Source organism: Pseudarthrobacter sp. O4, assembly GCF_050157025.1.
In the GTDB taxonomy this organism is placed as follows: domain Bacteria; phylum Actinomycetota; class Actinomycetes; order Actinomycetales; family Micrococcaceae; genus Arthrobacter.
The window spans coordinates 3,499,494-3,514,227 of record NZ_CP189591.1 but is presented as its reverse complement, the minus strand read 5'-3'; the positions used below and the strand labels follow the sequence as shown (position 1 = coordinate 3,514,227).

The following is a 14,734-nucleotide window of genomic DNA, read 5'->3' as shown; positions in this document are numbered from 1 at the left end:
CTGGATAAAGGAGTGTCCTCCGATGGTGGGTTCGTTCAAGGGAATCCTCTACCCGGCCCGGCTTCCCACGTTTCACCGTGTGCCCGCGCCCGAGTCCGTCACGAACCTGGTGCAGTGGTTTTGGATCCCCGAATGGGACATCGAGCCAGGGCACACGTCACGCCAGCACCTGATCGCGTTCCCGACGTCCAACCTTGTGGTCCAGAAGGATCTCGTTGAGTTCGCAGGCCCGACAACCCGTCGAACACATCGCGATCTCACGGGCCGGGGCTGGGCGGTTGGGGCGCTGCTACGTCCCGCGCTGGTTCCGCGTTTTACGGATGATCCGGGGAGTCTGCGGGATGCCCAGCTGCCACTGCCGCTCGCGGATCTTCAGGCCTCGGTGTCGGGGGCGATGAGCGGAACCGATCCACGGGAACGTCGGCAACGGGCGGTGGAGGCGTTCACTGGTTGGCTGATAACGCAGAGTCCGGAGGTGTCCGAGGAGGGCATTCTTGCCAACGCGATGATGGACATTATCGGAACGTGCACCGAGGTGAACCGCATTGAAGACGTTGCGGCGCGTCTGTTTGTTTCGCCGAGAACCCTTCAACGAGTGGCGAGGAAGTACATCGGCCTGAGCCCGTCCGCGCTAATCCGAAGGCGCCGCCTACAAGAGGCCGCTGACCGGTCACGGACCGACCCGGCGACAGACCTCGCGGCGATAGCTGCCGAACTCGGCTACACCGACCATGCCCATCTGACGAACGACTTCCAAAAGTCCCTGGGATTCACGCCCAGCACGTATCGGCGGTCAGTCCTCCAGGACCAAGCCGGGGATCATGACGACGGATAGGTCAACGGTGCGCAGCCCCCAGCAGAGCCCGGCGGTTTCCAACCATCTTCGCAACAGAGCATCACGCGGGCCGAGCCGCCTGTCACGGGGCTCGGCACGCTACGCACGTACGTTTTGACGTCCGGGCAGCACGTCGTCGCGTTAGCATTGGTCCCAACACGTCTGACCAGGAGGGCGCATGGCGCACATCGTTGACTTCGAGAACGTTACTACTGTCGGCTTGGAATCGTCTCCGGTCGCCGAGGCCGTCGCCGGGTTGCGCGCCAACGAGGCTCGCTATTACCGGAACAAGTACGACCACGTCTTCACAGTGAGCCCTGCAAGCGAGGTTCCAGAGGTGGTCGACCGGGTGAGCCGGATCCTCCGGGACGAGCGTGACATCGTCATCGGATCCCGCCCGCTAGAAGCGACCGCCTTCGAAGTCGACGGTTTGCGGATGGCCTACGTTTTCTACGAGTCGGGGCTGTCGATCAACGTCATGTACAGCATCGATGACGGGAAGAGAGCGGTCGGGTTCAAACTTGCCGAAGGCATGGAAATTCCGGAGGAATTGGCGTCGCGCTTCAAGTTCGCCCGCCAAAAATCGAAGCTGGCGGGCGTTATTCGCGGCTCCTTCTTCGTGATCAACGGCGAGTACTGACCGGGCTCACCGCCGCATCTTAGGCGACGCCGCGACCGCTGCGGGCTGACGTTCCGCGCCCGGCACGGGGCTCAGGCCATGGTCTCACTTCCAAGCCCTCGCCCTTCATCGGCCCCACTACGGAGCCTGTGAACCGCGGACATGGCCCGGCCCCAATGAGTTTGTCCGGGCCATATCCGCGGCGGTCATTCCGCTTCTTCGCGGGCTGTGCAGGAAAGGTCCCCCGGCGCGGTCAAGCCGCGCAGCGTGCTTCCTGGTCGAGGAGCGTGAGGAGTGTTTCGGTGGCGGGCGGGCCGCCGAGTTTCTGCACGCGGAGCAGCGAGCGGCGCAGCCTGATCGCTAACGGCACAACGTTCAGGGCGACGCAGCCGCTGGGCCGGCCAATGACCCGGCGACGTGCCGCCGTGTGTGCCTGATGGCATCGTGCGCGGTTGAACGGGTAGAGGCAGCTGCCTCGGCGCAACATAGGGGCAATCTGCCAATCCTTAAGATTGTTCAATCATGGCGCCCCTTAAGGATCTCGCCCATGATTGTGTTGAGAATCCCCGTCGGGCCCGTCCCTTCGGACGGATCGACAAGATGAGCACCGGAGGATGGCCCCATGACACATGTACGACGTTTCGACCATGTCGGTATCACCGTTGCGGACCTCAACGCGGTGACGGCGTTCTTCGTCGGGCTGGGTCTCGAGGTCGAGGGCACGCGGATGTTCGTGGAGGGCGAGTTCCTCGACACGGTCATCGGCATCCCCGACTCCCGCACCGAGATCGTCATGCTGCGGCCGCCCGACGGAGGTACCCGGCTGGAGCTCTCGAGCTTCGTCCGGCCCGAGCACCAGCCCGGATCGCCCGCGGCGATGGCCAACGAGCTGGGGCTGCGCAACGTGGCCTTCGAGGTCGACGACCTCCAAGCGGCCGTCGACCAGCTGGCCGCGGACGGCTACGGGCTAGTCGGCGACATCGGTCAGTACGAGCACATCTGGCGCATGGCCTACGTGCGCGGTCCGGAGGGGATCATCGTGTCCCTGGCCGAGCGGATCGGCTGACCGTTGTCCGCCAAACCAGCGATGCAGCACACAGGGGCGCTGCAAGCCCTGTGAATCTTAAATCAGCCAGTCTCGCAATCCTTCGTTCTCAACAAGACGATTCAGGGCATGGGCGAGGAGCTGGCGGCCAGCTGTGCCCTTCCTCAGCACCGCTGGTATCGGCGTGACAGCATGGGTCAAACTGGACAAATGCCGATAATTGACCTCTCGATTTCTGACCTGGCGCAGGACTCGATCGAACGCAGCCGGCCCCATCTGGATCCAGACCGGGTCTCGTATTACGTGAAGCATCTGGACGAGTCGACTCCTGTGGTGGTGTTCAACGTCAACGGCAACTTGCTTCTGGCCGATGGCCATCACCGTGTTGCAGCAGCCGAACAGCTCGGCCGCTCAACGGTGAGGGCCGAGGTGCGAGAAGGCAAGCGGAGCGATGCCCTGCAGTTCGCGATCGACTTCGCTCAACGGCAGCGCGGGCTCCCAAGACAGCAGGTCCTCGACGCCATCGCACGGCGCGGGCAACGCCCGGAGGGCAATCCGTAGCACCGGCCGGAAACTCTGACGCCGCGTCCTTGAGCAGATGGGTGTGCGCAGGCGACCTGGGATATCCCTTGCAGACGACTTCTGAAAATGACGCGCGGATCAAGCGGCGGTGTGTCCGGTGGAGGTTCCCCAAACGGCCCTCCCACCCAACAGTCCGGCTGTCCACAGCTGGGGTCAATTCGGGTTATCCACGGCTGGAATAGGGAGCCATTGGGGTAGCTTCCTGGCAGCCGTGGCGGTGGATAACCTAAGTGGATTATCCCCGGATGTGGGCAGCGGAACCGTGCGCCCCAGGTGTTGCCACGCTCACGAGAGAGCGCTCCCGCCTCAGGTCAATGGTGCGCAGACCCCACGAAGTTCAGGGCTTCACGGGCCAGGGCAAGCCATGACTCCTCATCGTCTGCCGTGACGGTGAGCCACTCCTTCATGGCACGGCCCTTGCCGGCGTCGAACGGTGCACCGGCTTCGGAACCGATCAGCGTGGTGACGCGATCATGCGGCAGCTTCACAACAAGCCTGCCTCCGGCGATCATTGCAAAAATCGAGCCGTTGACCTTCAGCGCGGACGAACCGAACCCGCGCCGTCCCGGTTCACCAGGCACCCTGACGCCAGGACTGGCTCTGAATTCGTCGACCAGCGCGTTGAACCGCTCCTCGGGAAGCATAGAATCATCGTCCCTCCCCGGACATCGGGGAACAACCTCCCGAACCAGGCTGGCCATGCCGCGGCAACGCCCTACGGGCATGGGCCGGACGCCGTGCGAGGATATCGGAATGGAACTAACCTCCGAAGTACTACGTTATGCCGCCTTTGCCACCACCCCCGACGGGGGAAATCCGGCGGGAGTTGTCCTGGACGCAACCCGACTCGACGACGCCCGGATGCAGGCCATCGCGGCCGACATCGGATATGCGGAAACGGTCTTTGTCACCGAGGCGACGGTTGAGGGGGACTCCCGCCGAAACCGTGTGCGGTACTTCTCCCCGATCGCCGAGGTGCCGTTTTGCGGCCATGCCACGATTGCTCTGGCCGTCGCGCTGTCAGGGCGTGATGGTACGGGGAACTTCGTCTTCGACACGGCGGTGGGACCTGTTGTGATCGAGACTGCAGGCCGGGGCGCAGCGGTGACGGCATGCTTCACGAGCGTGGAGCCGCGAGTGGCCGATTTCCCCGACGGTGTTCTGACCACCCTGCTCGGGTTGCTCGGCGTGGGCCGGGGCGAGCTGCACCCTGCGTACCCTCCGATGATCGCTTTTGCCGGAAACTGGCACCCCATTCTCGTCTTCGCAGAACGAAAGATCTTTGACTCGTTCGTTTTCGACCCGGATCCCATGCGCAAGCTGATGGATGCCCAGAACTGGGCTGGCACCGTCACGACGCTCTGCGAGATCGGACCGGGCGAGTTCGACTCGCGCAACCTCTTCCCGGTGGGCACCATCATTGAAGATCCGGCGACCGGTTCGGCTGCCGCTGCTTTCGGCGGATACCTCCGCTTGCTTTCACTCGTGGAGCCGCCAAGCCGCGTGGTGGTGCACCAAGGCAGCCATGTCGGCCGCGCGAGCGTGCTCACGGTCGACATTCCTGCGTCCGGCGGGATTATCGTGAGCGGTGAAGCCGTCGAGATCACCTGAATCGTACGAGCCGGTCTTGGGATATTCCACACATGTCTTCCCTCCCGACGACACCATCGCCACCGTCCAGCGAGCACACCGCGAGGCTTGCGAGGCATCGCGCCGCGCGACGCCAGTAAGCAGCCGCCCCGCGAGAAAACGGCGGGCCTCCTGCAGGGCGGGTTCTGTCATTCATTCCCGTGCCGTCGGCGCACAGCTCCACCTCGGACACAGCCTCGGCCAGCAGCTTGCCGGTTTCCTCCGTGGCCAGGAGCGCCAGCGCTTCCCGCCGCTTCAAAAGCAGCCCGGCGGCCCTGCCAAGTACCGCCGAACGCCGCTGGACTCCTGAACCCCCGGCCGCTGCAAGGCCCCCAGTCCGCAAACGCGCGCTGCGCCGCTGCAACAGCCGCCTCCAGCTCGGCCGGTCTGGCCTCGGGGAACTCGGCCCGGACTGCTCCCGTGGCCGGGTTCAGCACCCGGGACGCGGAGCCCGCGGTGGTCGTGGGACTCACTGGATGCTGACGTGGATCAGGCTGGGGCCCTTGACGGCCATGGCTTGCCTGACCGTGTGCGCCAGCTCGTCCAGGGACCCGACCTCGAACGCCGTGAGGCCGAAGCCTTCTGCCAGCCGCACCCAGTCGGGCTGGGTGAGGTTCACGCCCACAGGTTCAATGTCCCGGCCGGCCATGTTCTGCCGGATTTCGCCGTAGCCGCCGTTGTTGACGCAGATGATGGGCAGGTCCACGCCCTGCTCAACGGCCGTGATGAATTCCTGGACCGCGAACATCAGCGCGCCGTCCCCCAGCAGGCAGACAACGGGACGCTCCGGCGCCGCCACTTTGGCCCCGATGGATGCGGGCAGCCCGTAACCAAGGGTGGCGTAGGCCGGCGTGTAGAGCAGCTGGTGGGGCTGCTGCATGGGGAAGAAGGACGTGGTGCCAAAGTAGGTGATCTGCGAGGAGTCGCCGCCGATCACCGTGTCCGCAGGCAGCGCGGCGGCAAGAATCTCATTGATCCGGGCCAGCACCGGCGCCAGCGAGCGTGCCTCGGCCCGAAGGTCCTGCCGTAGCGGCGCCAGTTCCGGCGCCGGCGCCGCACGGTGCCCGGCGAGCACCTCCAGCAGCTGGGGAACCACGGCAGCCGCGTTGCCGCACAGTCCGATCTCCGGGGCGAGGTTGGTCTCAAGTTGCGCGGCATCGATGTCGATCCGGATGCAGCTGCCCTGCGGCACCATCTTGCCGCCCCACAGCTCCGATTCGCCCACCTTGGACCCGATGACCAGCAGCGCATCGGAGGCGTTGCACAGGTCCTGGGCAGCGGTGAGCCGGATTTCCGAACCGAGGGACAACGGGTGGGCTTCAGGAATGGCGCCCTTGCCATTGATCGTGGTGATCACCGGGGCCCGCAGGGCCTCGGCGAGTTCCAGCAGGGCGCCGCCGGTCCCCAACGAGCCGCCGCCGGCCAGGATCACCGGATTGGACGCGTTCCGGAGGATATCCGCAGCGGCGGCAACGGCGTCGGCGTCGGCTTTCTTCGGGGCACCGAGGGGGCGGGCCGCGCAGTCTGCGGGATCGACGTCGCTGGCTGATTCCAGCAGGTCCAGCGGGATCTCGATGTGGACCGGACGCGGCCGCGCGTGGGCAAAGTGGGCGAAGGCCCCGTGGATCAGCTCCACGGCCTCCTGGCCGCTGGATACCCTGGTGCTGCGTCCGATCAGGGCACGGACGGCACCGGTCGGATCCCTGGTCTCATGCAGTGCCCCGATGTCGGAGAACTCGCTGCCAAGGGGCGCGCCCGGGGACAGGATGATCATGGGCCGGGACTCGCAATATGCCGTGGCCGCCGCCGACATCGCATTGAGCAGGCCCGGACCGGAGGTGGTGATCACGACGCCGGGAAGCCCCGTGAGCTGGCTCCAGCCGTCCGCGCCGTACCCGGCCCCCTGCTCGTGCCGGGTGGTCACGGGGTGGATGCCGAGCGGTTTCAGATGCCGGTAAAACTCGAGGTTGTGCGTGCCGGGGATGCCGAAGATCGTGTTGATCCCGTAGTTCCGCAAGGTGGTCATTACGGCAAGGCCAACGTTGTTCGTCGGGATGTCGCTGGTCATGGGGGAATCCTTGTCTGTGTCCCGTGGAGGACCGGGTTCTAGAGCACCTTGGAGAGGAACGCTTGGGTGCGTTCGTGCTGTGGCCGGGAGATTATTTCGTTGGGTTCGCCTGCCTCGACGATCACGCCGCCGTCCATAAAGGCCACGACTTCCGCCACTTCACGGGCGAATCCCATCTCGTGGGTCACCACGATCATGGTCATTCCGTCGCGGGCGAGCGCCTTCATCACGTCCAGGACTTCGCCCACCAGTTCGGGGTCCAGGGCGGATGTTGGCTCGTCGAAGAGCATGAGGTCCGGCTTCATGGACAACGCCCGGGCGATGGCCACGCGCTGCTGCTGGCCGCCGGAGAGCTGGGCGGGGTAGTGCCCGGTGCGGTCCGCGAGGCCCACCCTGGCAAGGAGTTCGCGGGCTTCGGCTTCAGCCTTCTTCTTTGGCTCCTTGAGGAGCTTGACCGGGCCCATCATCACGTTTTCCAGGGCGGTCATGTGGCCGAAGAGGTTGAAGGACTGGAACACCATGCCGATGCGGGAGCGGCGTTTGTTGATGTCCTTTTGGTGGGCCTCGATCAGTTGCTCGCCGTGGACTTCGTAGCCGACCATGCGACCGCCCACCAGGATGGTGCCGGAGCTGGTTGTCTCCAGGTGGTTGACGCAGCGGAGCAGTGTGGACTTCCCGGAGCCCGAGGGGCCGATGAGGCATGCCACCTGGCCTGCTTCCACGGTGAAATTGATGCCCTTGAGCACTTCCGTGCCACCGAAGTTCTTGTGTACGTTCAGGAATCTGACTTCAGACATGTTCCTCAGGCCCTTCCCGCTACGAGGGCGTTGCCCCTGGAGTACCGTTTTTCAATCCGTGCCTGTACGAAGGACAGGATGGTGGTGAGCAGGATGTACCAGATGCTCGCCACGATCAGCAGCGGAATCTGCTGGAGGTTCTTCGCGTAGATCTGCTGCGTGTTGTACAGGAGATCGCCGACGCCGATCACGATCACCAGTGAGGTGGTCTTCAGCATGGAGATAGTCTCGTTGCCAACCGGGGGCAGGATGATCTTCATGGCCTGCGGGATCACCACGAAGCGCAAGGTCTCCATGCGGCTGAAGCCCATGGCGTGCGAAGCTTCCGACTGCCCGGCGGGAACTCCGAGGAGGCCCGCACGAACGATCTCCGCCATGTAGGCGCCCTCGTTGAGGCCCAGGCCCAGGATGCCGGCCACGAAGAGGGGCAGAAGCTCGTTGGTGTTCCACTCCACCAGCATCGGCCCGCCGGGGATGCCGAGGCCGACGGTGGGGAACAGGACTGCGGCGAAGCCCCAGAACAGCATCTGGACCAGCAACGGGGTGCCGCGGAAGAACCAGATGTAGGCGGCGGCCACAGCCCGCAGCAGCGTGTTGTCAGACATCCTCATGACGGCCACCAGCAGTCCGACTCCGAAGCCGATGATCATGGCGATCACGGTCAGCTCGATGGTGGTCAGCAGGCCGGACATGATGCGGATGTCCAACAGGTACTTGCCCACCGTGCCCCAGCCGAAGCCCGGATTGGTGAACACGATGTAGATTCCCATCAGGGCCATCAGCCCCACCAGGACCATGGCCACCCACTGGCCGGGCTTTTTGCGTTTCAGCACCGGCCGGGTGGACAGAGCGAGGAAGTCGTGCGTCAACTCCGGCACCTCAGCGCCCTTGGACGCCGCGCCATTGGACGCCGCACCCTTGGACGAAGCGCCGGTGGACGAAGCGCCGGTCGCGGCGTGGCCTGCGCCCGGGGACGCTGTGCGTTGGCTGCCCGTCACGAGGCAACCACCGGGTTGAGCTCAGCCGTCTTCATTTCACCGGACTTGAGGTTCCACGATTCCATGATCTTGCTGTAGCTGCCGTCGTCGATCAGGGACTGGATGGCAGCCTGGAACGCCTTGGACAGGCCGTTGTCGTCCTTGGCGGAGACAACACCGTACGGGGACGGGTCCACCAGGATGGCGTCGATGGGGGTGAAGGCGTCCGGCTGCAGCTTGGCGTAGTAGCCAACCAGGGCGTTGTCAGCCACCAGGGCATGGGCGCGTCCGGACGCAACGGCCTGGTTGACGTTGTCCTGCTGCGGCAGGATCAGGGCCGTGGGCTTGTCCTTGCCGGCTGCCGTGCACTGCTGCTCGAAAGAGGGCAGTACAGTCAGCGCCTGTGTTGTGCCGGTCTGTGCGGCCACCGTCTTGCCGCAGAGGTCCAGCACGTCCTTGACGCCGGCCGCGTTGCCCTTTTTGACCAGCACGGAGGTTCCGGCCTGCATGTAGCTGACCATGTTCACCACCTGCTGGCGTTCGGCGGTGATCGAGAAGGCGGCCCAGGAGGCGTCGTAACGCTTTGCCTGGATACCGGCCAGGATCCCGTTGAAGTCTGCCTTTTCGATCGAGATGCCGACGCCCATCTTCTTGGCCACGGCCAGGGCCATGTCCGGTTCCAGGCCGATGATCTTGCCTTGGTCGTCGGTGAAATCGATGGGTGCGTAGGTGGGGTCGGTCACCAGGTTCAGGGTGCCCTTGCTCTTGATGGCCTCCGGCACCAGTGCCTGGACCTTAGGGTTAATTTGGACGGACTGTGCAACTTCCTGGCCGCTTTGGGCCCCGGGGGACGCCTGCCCGGCGCCGGTGGACGAGGCTCCCTCAGCATTGGTGCAGGCTGCCGTCACTGCCACGAGGGAAACCATGGCCGCTGCCAGGAGCGACCTCTTCACGCCGTTGTGCTTCACGATGCTCTCCAGTTCGGTATTGAAATAACAATATGTGTAACTTATTGTGAGATGAGCAACACCCCCTGTCAAGACAAAGTGGCAACATCATCTGTAGATGACACGAAGCGGCTTGCACTCTGTGGGCGGCTTCGGGAGCAGCTTTGTAAGGAAGGTCGGCATGACTGAGAAAACAGCGGTAAAACGGACACGCAGCGTCACAACAGAGGCGATGGCCGAACGGAGGCAGAGCATTCTGCACTACGCCTCGCAGGTGATTTCCCGCAGCGGGGTGGAGGGCTGTTCCTTTGCCGAGCTGTCCGAGCTGTCAGGGTTCAGCATCGGGATGATCCAGCACTACTTCCGCCACCGGGAGCGGCTGATCAGCGCCACCGTTGAATACCGCACCGAAGAAACCATGAGGGAATGGCAGCGCATCTACGCCAATGGCGAGAACGCGCTGGAGCGCCTGCACGACCTGCTGACTTTCGCCGTCGAGGGCGACACCCCCTTCGCCGAGGCCTGGGGATTCTGGCTGGAGATCTATGCCGCCGCGCACAAGAACGCGGAAATCCGGGACTCGGTGGCAGAAGTCCTCTCCACCTGGCGGACGCTGTTTGTCCGGGCCCTTGAGGAGGCAATCGAAGAAAGGCTCCTTAACCCCACCGCCGATGTGGACGAACTGGCCACGCTCTTCACGGCAGTCATCGACGGGCTGGCCATCCAGTCACTGAACAACATCCACCAATCAACCCCGAAAACGATGATCGAGACTCTGCACCGGTTTGCGGCCCGGGAATTCGGCATCGACGCCGACGAATTCATCCGGAACAAACGCTCCAAACTGGTGGGAGTCCGCTCGAAAGGAACCCCATGACCACCACCTCCGAACTCTCCCACACGGACCGGATGGCCCGGCGTGCCGCCGGCTTCCAGCCCTCCCCGGTCCGCGCCGTCTTCGACGTCTCCATGCAGCCCGGCATGATCTCCCTTGCCGGCGGCAACCCCTACCTGCCGGCGCTTCCGATGGATGACATAGCCGCCATGGTGGGCGACGTCGTCGCGCGCCGCGGGCTCGAGGCCCTGCAGTACGGTTCCGGCGCCGGAACCGAGGAGCTTCAGGCCCTCATCTGCCAGGTCATGGAACTGGAAGGCATCACGACGGCCCCGGGCAACGTGCAGATCACGGCCGGCTCCCAGATGGCCTTGGAACTGGTCACGAAGATCTTCTGCGATCCAGGGGATGTGGTGATCGCCGAAGGGCCCACCTACGTGGGCGCGCTGGGCGTCTTTGAGGGCTTCCAGGCCGAAGTGGCGCACGTGGTCATGGACGACGACGGCGTGGACCCGGACCGCCTCCAGGAGGTCATCTCCGGTATCAAGGCCGCCGGCAAGACCATCAAGTTCTTCTACACGATCCCCAACTTCAACAACCCGTCCGGTGTCAGCCTCTCGCTCGAGCGCCGCCAGCGCGTGGTGGACATCTGCCGCGCCGAAGACGTGCTGATCGTGGAGGACAACCCCTACGGCCTGCTCAGCTTCGACGGCACCCTGAAGCCCGCGCTGCACACCCTGGACCCGGAGAACGTGTTCTACCTGGGTTCCTTCTCCAAGATCTTCGCCCCGGGACTGCGCGTCGGCTGGGTGGTCGCGCCCGAGGACGTCCGCGGCCGGCTCCAGATCGCCTCCGAGGCCACCACCATCTGCCCCTCGGTACTGAGCCAGCTGGTGGTAGAGCAGTACATCGGCAGCTTCGACTGGCGCGGCCAGATCGCCGCGTACACCGCCGTCTACGCCGCGCGCTGCGAGGCCACCCTGGGCGCCCTGGCGGCGCACATGCCGGAGGGGACGCAATGGACCAAGCCCACGGGCGGCTTCTTCACCTGGGTCACGCTGCCGGAGGGCATCGACACCGAACGCGTGCTGGCGGCCGCCATCGACGCCGGGGTGGTCTTCGTGCCCGGCAGTGCGTTCTACGCCGACGGCGGCGCAGCCAACCAGCTGCGCATCGCCTTCTCCTACGCGCCGGCAGAGCAGCTGACCGAAGGCGTCAAGAGGCTCGCCGAGGCCATCCGGAACGCCTGACGGCGGCGCCGGAACAGTTCTTCGGCAACCCGCAACACGAGCGGACCAAGGAGTTCCTCAGCCACGTGCATTAAGTTCCTCAGCCACGTGCATTAAGTTCCTGAGCCACGTCCCTAGCCGGCAGTCAGTCCGCAGGCAACGCAACACATCAACACGCAAAGGTCATTCCCATGTCAATCCTGGCATCCCATGAAACGTCCCCCATCGCCCCCACGGCAACGCTGTTTTTCGGCGGCCGCATCCGGACCGTCGACGCTCTTAACACCGTCGCCGAGGCGATGCTGGTCATCGGCAACCGGGTTGCCGCCGTCGGAACCCCGCAGGAATGCCGCACGGCGGCGCTCGAGCTCATCACGGCCATTCCCGAGGTTGTTAACCTCAATGGCCGCACTGTGGTGCCCGGCTTCATTGACCCGCATGCGCACCCGCTCATGTACGGCCAGCTGCTCTCCTGGGTGGACTGCGGCCCGGACGTGGCCCCGGACATCCCCACCATGCTGGCCCGACTGGCGAAGGCTGCGGCCGGGACCCCGGGCGATACCCCCATCCGCGGCTACGGTTACGAGCACCGGAACCTGGCCGAGCGGCGCCACCCCACGCGGCAGGAGTTCGACACTGTCTCCACCACCCGCGAGGTCTATGTCATGAACGCCAGCGGCCACGGTGGAGTGGTCAACACCTTCGTGCTGGACAAGGCCGGGGTGGACGAGAATACGCCCAACCCGCCGGGCGGAACGTTTTTCCGTGACGCCGAGGGTTCCCTGACCGGTGAGCTCTCCGATGCCGCCTGCGACATCTTGACCGGGGACGAGGGCGTCAAGCTGGGGCACCACGGCCCCAACTTCCACCTCGCCGACAGCAAGGAACACCACCGCGCCCAGCTCCTGCACGCCCAGCGCGAGTTCCTCAGCCACGGCGTCACCACCATTGGCGACGCCCAGGTGACCAAGCGCGAATTCTCCGCCTACCTGGACCTGATGGAGCGCGGCGAGCTGGTGACACGCATCAACGCCTATTTCCTCTCAAGCCTCCTGGACGAAGTGCTGGACCTGGGCATCGTGGACAAGTTCGGCGATTCGCTCCTTTCCTTCGCCGGCATCAAGCTCTACGCGGACGGCACCCTGGGCGGCTGGACGGCCTACTTCCCCGAGGGCTACCGCGACGATCCCTGCCGCACGGGTTCGCTGTACCACGAGCCCGCCGAGTACCGCGCCCTCGTGGCCAAGGCACACAGCGCGGGGCTGCAGACGGCAACCCATGCGCAGTCGCCCACGGCCATCCAGCTGGTGCTTGACGCCGTGGCCGAGGCCGTTGCCGCGAGCCCGCGCGCGGACCACCGGCACAGGATCGAGCACTGCGGGCTGCCCACGCTGGAGCAGATCGACACCATGGCCGAACTCGGGATCATGCCGGTCAACCAGCCCCAGCACTACTACAACTGGGGCCCGGGTGTGCTGGACGCCATCGGTTCGCCCGGGGAACGCTTCAACCCGCTCGGCGAGTTCGTGGCCGCGTCGGTGCCCGTGACCATGAGCTCGGACGCTCCCGTGGCCGATCCGCGCCCGCTCGAAGCCATCCAGACCTCGGTGACGCGCCAGACCCGTTCCGGCGTGCAGTTGGGCGCCGACAATCTCAAGATCGACGCCGTCGAGGCCCTCCGCGCGCACACCATCAACGGGGCCCGCGCTCTGGGCCGGGACACCGAGCTGGGCTCCCTGGAACCGCAGAAACTGGCCGACTTCGTGATCCTGGCAGCGGATCCGCTGGACGCCCCGGAAAGCAGCATCAGCGGCATCGAGGTGGTGGAGACCTGGGTGAACGGCGTGCGCGTCTACGGCGGCTGACTTCGGCCTGGGTTCGGCTTGAGGCGCGAAATCGCCGGAAAGCTGCCAATTCGCCGGGCACGCCCGCGCAAGCGAGAATACGATTCAGCTCTGTGCCGGGGCCACTATCTCTGCGCTGGTGACGTAGCCCATGGCGCGCACGAACTCCGGTTGGATGGCGCGTTCGTAGGCTTGGTCCTCGGTCAACTCCACCACCCGGCAGTGGATCCACCAGAGGTTCCCGAACGGATCGCGGACCCGGCCCGCACGTTCACCCCAGAACATCTCCGTCATGTCGGTCACCGGCGTCGCCCCCGCTGCCACTGCCGCCGCGAACGTGGCATCGCCGTCGTCCACATATAGTCGCCTGAACGCCGGCGTCTCGGGCCAGCCCGGGCGGGAGTCGAAGGCCAGTACGTTGGAATCGCCGATGCGCACTTCCGCATGGCCGATCGATCCGTCCTCCATAGGTATGCGGAAGCCCTCCCGTGCGCCGAATGCCGCCGTCATGAAATCGAGCACTCCTGCGGTGTTGCGGGAAATGATCCATGGTTCCACCAGAGAGCGAGATTAGACCCATGACGGATACACCGGCGCGGCTGCTGAAACTGCTCTCCCTCTTGCAGATGCGGCGGCCCTGGCCGTCGCCATCAACAGCCGTGAGCGCCTGAGATTTGCCTACCGCCCCCGCGACGGGATACCGGCCAACCGGCATGTGGACCCGTACCGGCTCGTGGCCGCCGGCCGGCGCTGGTACCTGGTCGCCTGGGACAACGACCGCGGCGACTGGAGAACCTACCGCATCGACAGAATCAGCGGGCTTCTGGGCACCGGCGCCCGGGTTGCACCGCGCGATTTGCCTGCGAACGGAGCCGCCGAATTCCTCAAGGACTCCTTTTACCAGCTGGCGCCGAGCTACTCGGCTGTCGCCGTCCTGCAGATGCCGGCCCGTAGAGCGATCGAGGTGCTCGGTGTCGGCTCTGCCGAAATCATTCCCATCGACGAAGGCAGCTGCGAGCTGCGCGGCTTTGCAGACACCCTCGAATGGCTCGCTGCCAGGCTCGGCATGCTCGGCTGTGACTTCACGGTCCTGGAGCCGCCGGAGCTCGTCGACCATCTCAACCTACTCAGCGGCCGGATCGCGCGCGCGGCATCCGGCCCGCGACGGGTGCAGCCGCCGCACACAAATTGATAGCGACCAATAAATTCTTGTAAGTCGGACACCTCGTACGGCCTCTTTGTTCACGCGAGGTCCAGCTCCCCGAACACGGCAGTCCATCTCGCCTCCCTACGGTGGTCGAGTTGCCGGCGCAACGCCGGCAACCGT

General features: G+C 65.1%; 16 protein-coding genes. 9 read left to right on the top strand and 7 right to left on the bottom strand.

Features of this window, described 5'->3' with window-relative positions; all coding sequences use genetic code 11:
• Positions 1–22 precede the first annotated feature (22 nt).
• Complete coding sequence (locus ACQCSU_RS16415; RefSeq protein WP_426976328.1) at positions 23–835, top strand: helix-turn-helix domain-containing protein; 813 nt, start codon at positions 23–25, stop codon at positions 833–835.
• Between the two features lie 178 nt (positions 836–1,013).
• Positions 1,014–1,475, top strand: a complete 462-nt coding sequence (locus tag ACQCSU_RS16410; protein WP_426976327.1) for a phage tail protein — start codon at positions 1,014–1,016, stop codon at positions 1,473–1,475.
• A 232-nt stretch (positions 1,476–1,707) separates the two neighbouring features.
• Here the strand turns inward: ACQCSU_RS16410 and ACQCSU_RS16405 are convergent, their stop codons facing one another.
• On the bottom strand, positions 1,708–1,941 hold the full coding sequence (locus tag ACQCSU_RS16405) for a hypothetical protein (protein WP_426976326.1): 234 nt from the start codon (positions 1,939–1,941) through the stop codon (positions 1,708–1,710).
• 135 nt (positions 1,942–2,076) lie between these two features.
• Here ACQCSU_RS16405 and ACQCSU_RS16400 point away from each other — a divergent pair, with 135 nt between their 5' ends.
• Positions 2,077–2,520, top strand: a complete 444-nt coding sequence (locus ACQCSU_RS16400) for a VOC family protein (protein ID WP_426976325.1) — start codon at positions 2,077–2,079, stop codon at positions 2,518–2,520.
• Between the two features lie 108 nt (positions 2,521–2,628).
• Positions 2,629–3,060, top strand: coding sequence for a ParB/RepB/Spo0J family partition protein (locus tag ACQCSU_RS16395; RefSeq protein WP_426976324.1), 432 nt, complete (start codon positions 2,629–2,631; stop codon positions 3,058–3,060).
• A 332-nt stretch (positions 3,061–3,392) separates the two neighbouring features.
• Here ACQCSU_RS16395 and ACQCSU_RS16390 read toward each other — a convergent pair whose 3' ends face one another.
• Complete coding sequence (locus ACQCSU_RS16390; RefSeq protein WP_426976323.1) at positions 3,393–3,725, bottom strand: hypothetical protein; 333 nt, start codon at positions 3,723–3,725, stop codon at positions 3,393–3,395.
• Positions 3,726–3,834: 109 nt separating this feature from the next.
• On the opposite strand from ACQCSU_RS16390, the gene ACQCSU_RS16385 reads away from it, so the two are divergent.
• Positions 3,835–4,692, top strand: a complete 858-nt coding sequence (locus ACQCSU_RS16385) for a PhzF family phenazine biosynthesis protein (RefSeq protein ID WP_426976322.1) — start codon at positions 3,835–3,837, stop codon at positions 4,690–4,692.
• Between the two features lie 487 nt (positions 4,693–5,179).
• Here ACQCSU_RS16385 and ACQCSU_RS16380 read toward each other — a convergent pair whose 3' ends face one another.
• From ACQCSU_RS16380 to ACQCSU_RS16365, 4 genes are read right to left on the bottom strand one after another with little or no spacing between them, the layout of a single operon-like run.
• The gene (locus ACQCSU_RS16380; protein ID WP_426976321.1) at positions 5,180–6,778 is read right to left on the bottom strand and encodes a thiamine pyrophosphate-binding protein; all 1,599 of its coding nucleotides are present in this window, start codon (positions 6,776–6,778) and stop codon (positions 5,180–5,182) included.
• 38 nt (positions 6,779–6,816) lie between these two features.
• Positions 6,817–7,575, bottom strand: a complete 759-nt coding sequence (locus tag ACQCSU_RS16375) for an amino acid ABC transporter ATP-binding protein (RefSeq protein ID WP_426976320.1) — start codon at positions 7,573–7,575, stop codon at positions 6,817–6,819.
• A gap of 5 nt (positions 7,576–7,580) precedes the next feature.
• Positions 7,581–8,573 carry an amino acid ABC transporter permease gene (locus tag ACQCSU_RS16370; RefSeq protein ID WP_426976319.1) on the bottom strand — a complete coding sequence of 331 codons (993 nt, stop codon included), beginning with the start codon at positions 8,571–8,573 and terminating at the stop codon, positions 7,581–7,583.
• A complete protein-coding gene (locus tag ACQCSU_RS16365) occupies positions 8,570–9,520 on the bottom strand; it encodes an ABC transporter substrate-binding protein (RefSeq protein WP_426976318.1) in 951 nt (316 codons plus the stop codon). The genes ACQCSU_RS16370 and ACQCSU_RS16365 overlap by 4 nt, the downstream gene beginning before the upstream one ends.
• Positions 9,521–9,680: 160 nt before the next feature.
• Between ACQCSU_RS16365 and ACQCSU_RS16360 the strand changes: the two genes are divergently transcribed.
• The 3 genes from ACQCSU_RS16360 to ACQCSU_RS16350 all read left to right on the top strand — a co-directional run bounded on the left by ACQCSU_RS16360 (position 9,681) and on the right by ACQCSU_RS16350 (position 13,428).
• The gene (locus tag ACQCSU_RS16360; RefSeq protein ID WP_426976317.1) at positions 9,681–10,376 is read left to right on the top strand and encodes a TetR/AcrR family transcriptional regulator; all 696 of its coding nucleotides are present in this window, start codon (positions 9,681–9,683) and stop codon (positions 10,374–10,376) included.
• The gene (locus tag ACQCSU_RS16355; protein ID WP_426976316.1) at positions 10,373–11,584 is read left to right on the top strand and encodes a PLP-dependent aminotransferase family protein; all 1,212 of its coding nucleotides are present in this window, start codon (positions 10,373–10,375) and stop codon (positions 11,582–11,584) included. Before ACQCSU_RS16360 ends, ACQCSU_RS16355 begins: the two co-directional genes overlap by 4 nt.
• A gap of 170 nt (positions 11,585–11,754) precedes the next feature.
• Complete coding sequence (locus tag ACQCSU_RS16350; protein ID WP_426976315.1) at positions 11,755–13,428, top strand: amidohydrolase; 1,674 nt, start codon at positions 11,755–11,757, stop codon at positions 13,426–13,428.
• Positions 13,429–13,512: 84 nt separating this feature from the next.
• Here ACQCSU_RS16350 and ACQCSU_RS16345 read toward each other — a convergent pair whose 3' ends face one another.
• Positions 13,513–13,965 carry a VOC family protein gene (locus tag ACQCSU_RS16345; protein ID WP_426976314.1) on the bottom strand — a complete coding sequence of 151 codons (453 nt, stop codon included), beginning with the start codon at positions 13,963–13,965 and terminating at the stop codon, positions 13,513–13,515.
• Positions 13,966–14,044: 79 nt separating this feature from the next.
• Between ACQCSU_RS16345 and ACQCSU_RS16340 the strand changes: the two genes are divergently transcribed.
• Positions 14,045–14,599 (top strand): helix-turn-helix transcriptional regulator, encoded by a 555-nt coding sequence (locus tag ACQCSU_RS16340; RefSeq protein ID WP_426979818.1) that lies wholly within the window; start codon positions 14,045–14,047, stop codon positions 14,597–14,599.
• Positions 14,600–14,734: the final 135 nt, after the last annotated feature.

Coding starts and splice junctions, on each gene's coding strand:
- ACQCSU_RS16385 (WP_426976322.1), top strand. CDS start 3,835: ATGGAACTAACCTCCGAAGTACTACGTTATGCCGCCTTTGCCACCACC.
- ACQCSU_RS16395 (WP_426976324.1), top strand. CDS start 2,629: ATGGGCGAGGAGCTGGCGGCCAGCTGTGCCCTTCCTCAGCACCGCTGG.
- ACQCSU_RS16390 (WP_426976323.1), bottom strand. CDS start 3,725: ATGCTTCCCGAGGAGCGGTTCAACGCGCTGGTCGACGAATTCAGAGCC.
- ACQCSU_RS16355 (WP_426976316.1), top strand. CDS start 10,373: ATGACCACCACCTCCGAACTCTCCCACACGGACCGGATGGCCCGGCGT.
- ACQCSU_RS16410 (WP_426976327.1), top strand. CDS start 1,014: ATGGCGCACATCGTTGACTTCGAGAACGTTACTACTGTCGGCTTGGAA.
- ACQCSU_RS16360 (WP_426976317.1), top strand. CDS start 9,681: ATGACTGAGAAAACAGCGGTAAAACGGACACGCAGCGTCACAACAGAG.
- ACQCSU_RS16350 (WP_426976315.1), top strand. CDS start 11,755: ATGTCAATCCTGGCATCCCATGAAACGTCCCCCATCGCCCCCACGGCA.
- ACQCSU_RS16375 (WP_426976320.1), bottom strand. CDS start 7,575: ATGTCTGAAGTCAGATTCCTGAACGTACACAAGAACTTCGGTGGCACG.
- ACQCSU_RS16380 (WP_426976321.1), bottom strand. CDS start 6,778: ATGACCAGCGACATCCCGACGAACAACGTTGGCCTTGCCGTAATGACC.
- ACQCSU_RS16415 (WP_426976328.1), top strand. CDS start 23: ATGGTGGGTTCGTTCAAGGGAATCCTCTACCCGGCCCGGCTTCCCACG.
- ACQCSU_RS16405 (WP_426976326.1), bottom strand. CDS start 1,941: ATGTTGCGCCGAGGCAGCTGCCTCTACCCGTTCAACCGCGCACGATGC.
- ACQCSU_RS16400 (WP_426976325.1), top strand. CDS start 2,077: ATGACACATGTACGACGTTTCGACCATGTCGGTATCACCGTTGCGGAC.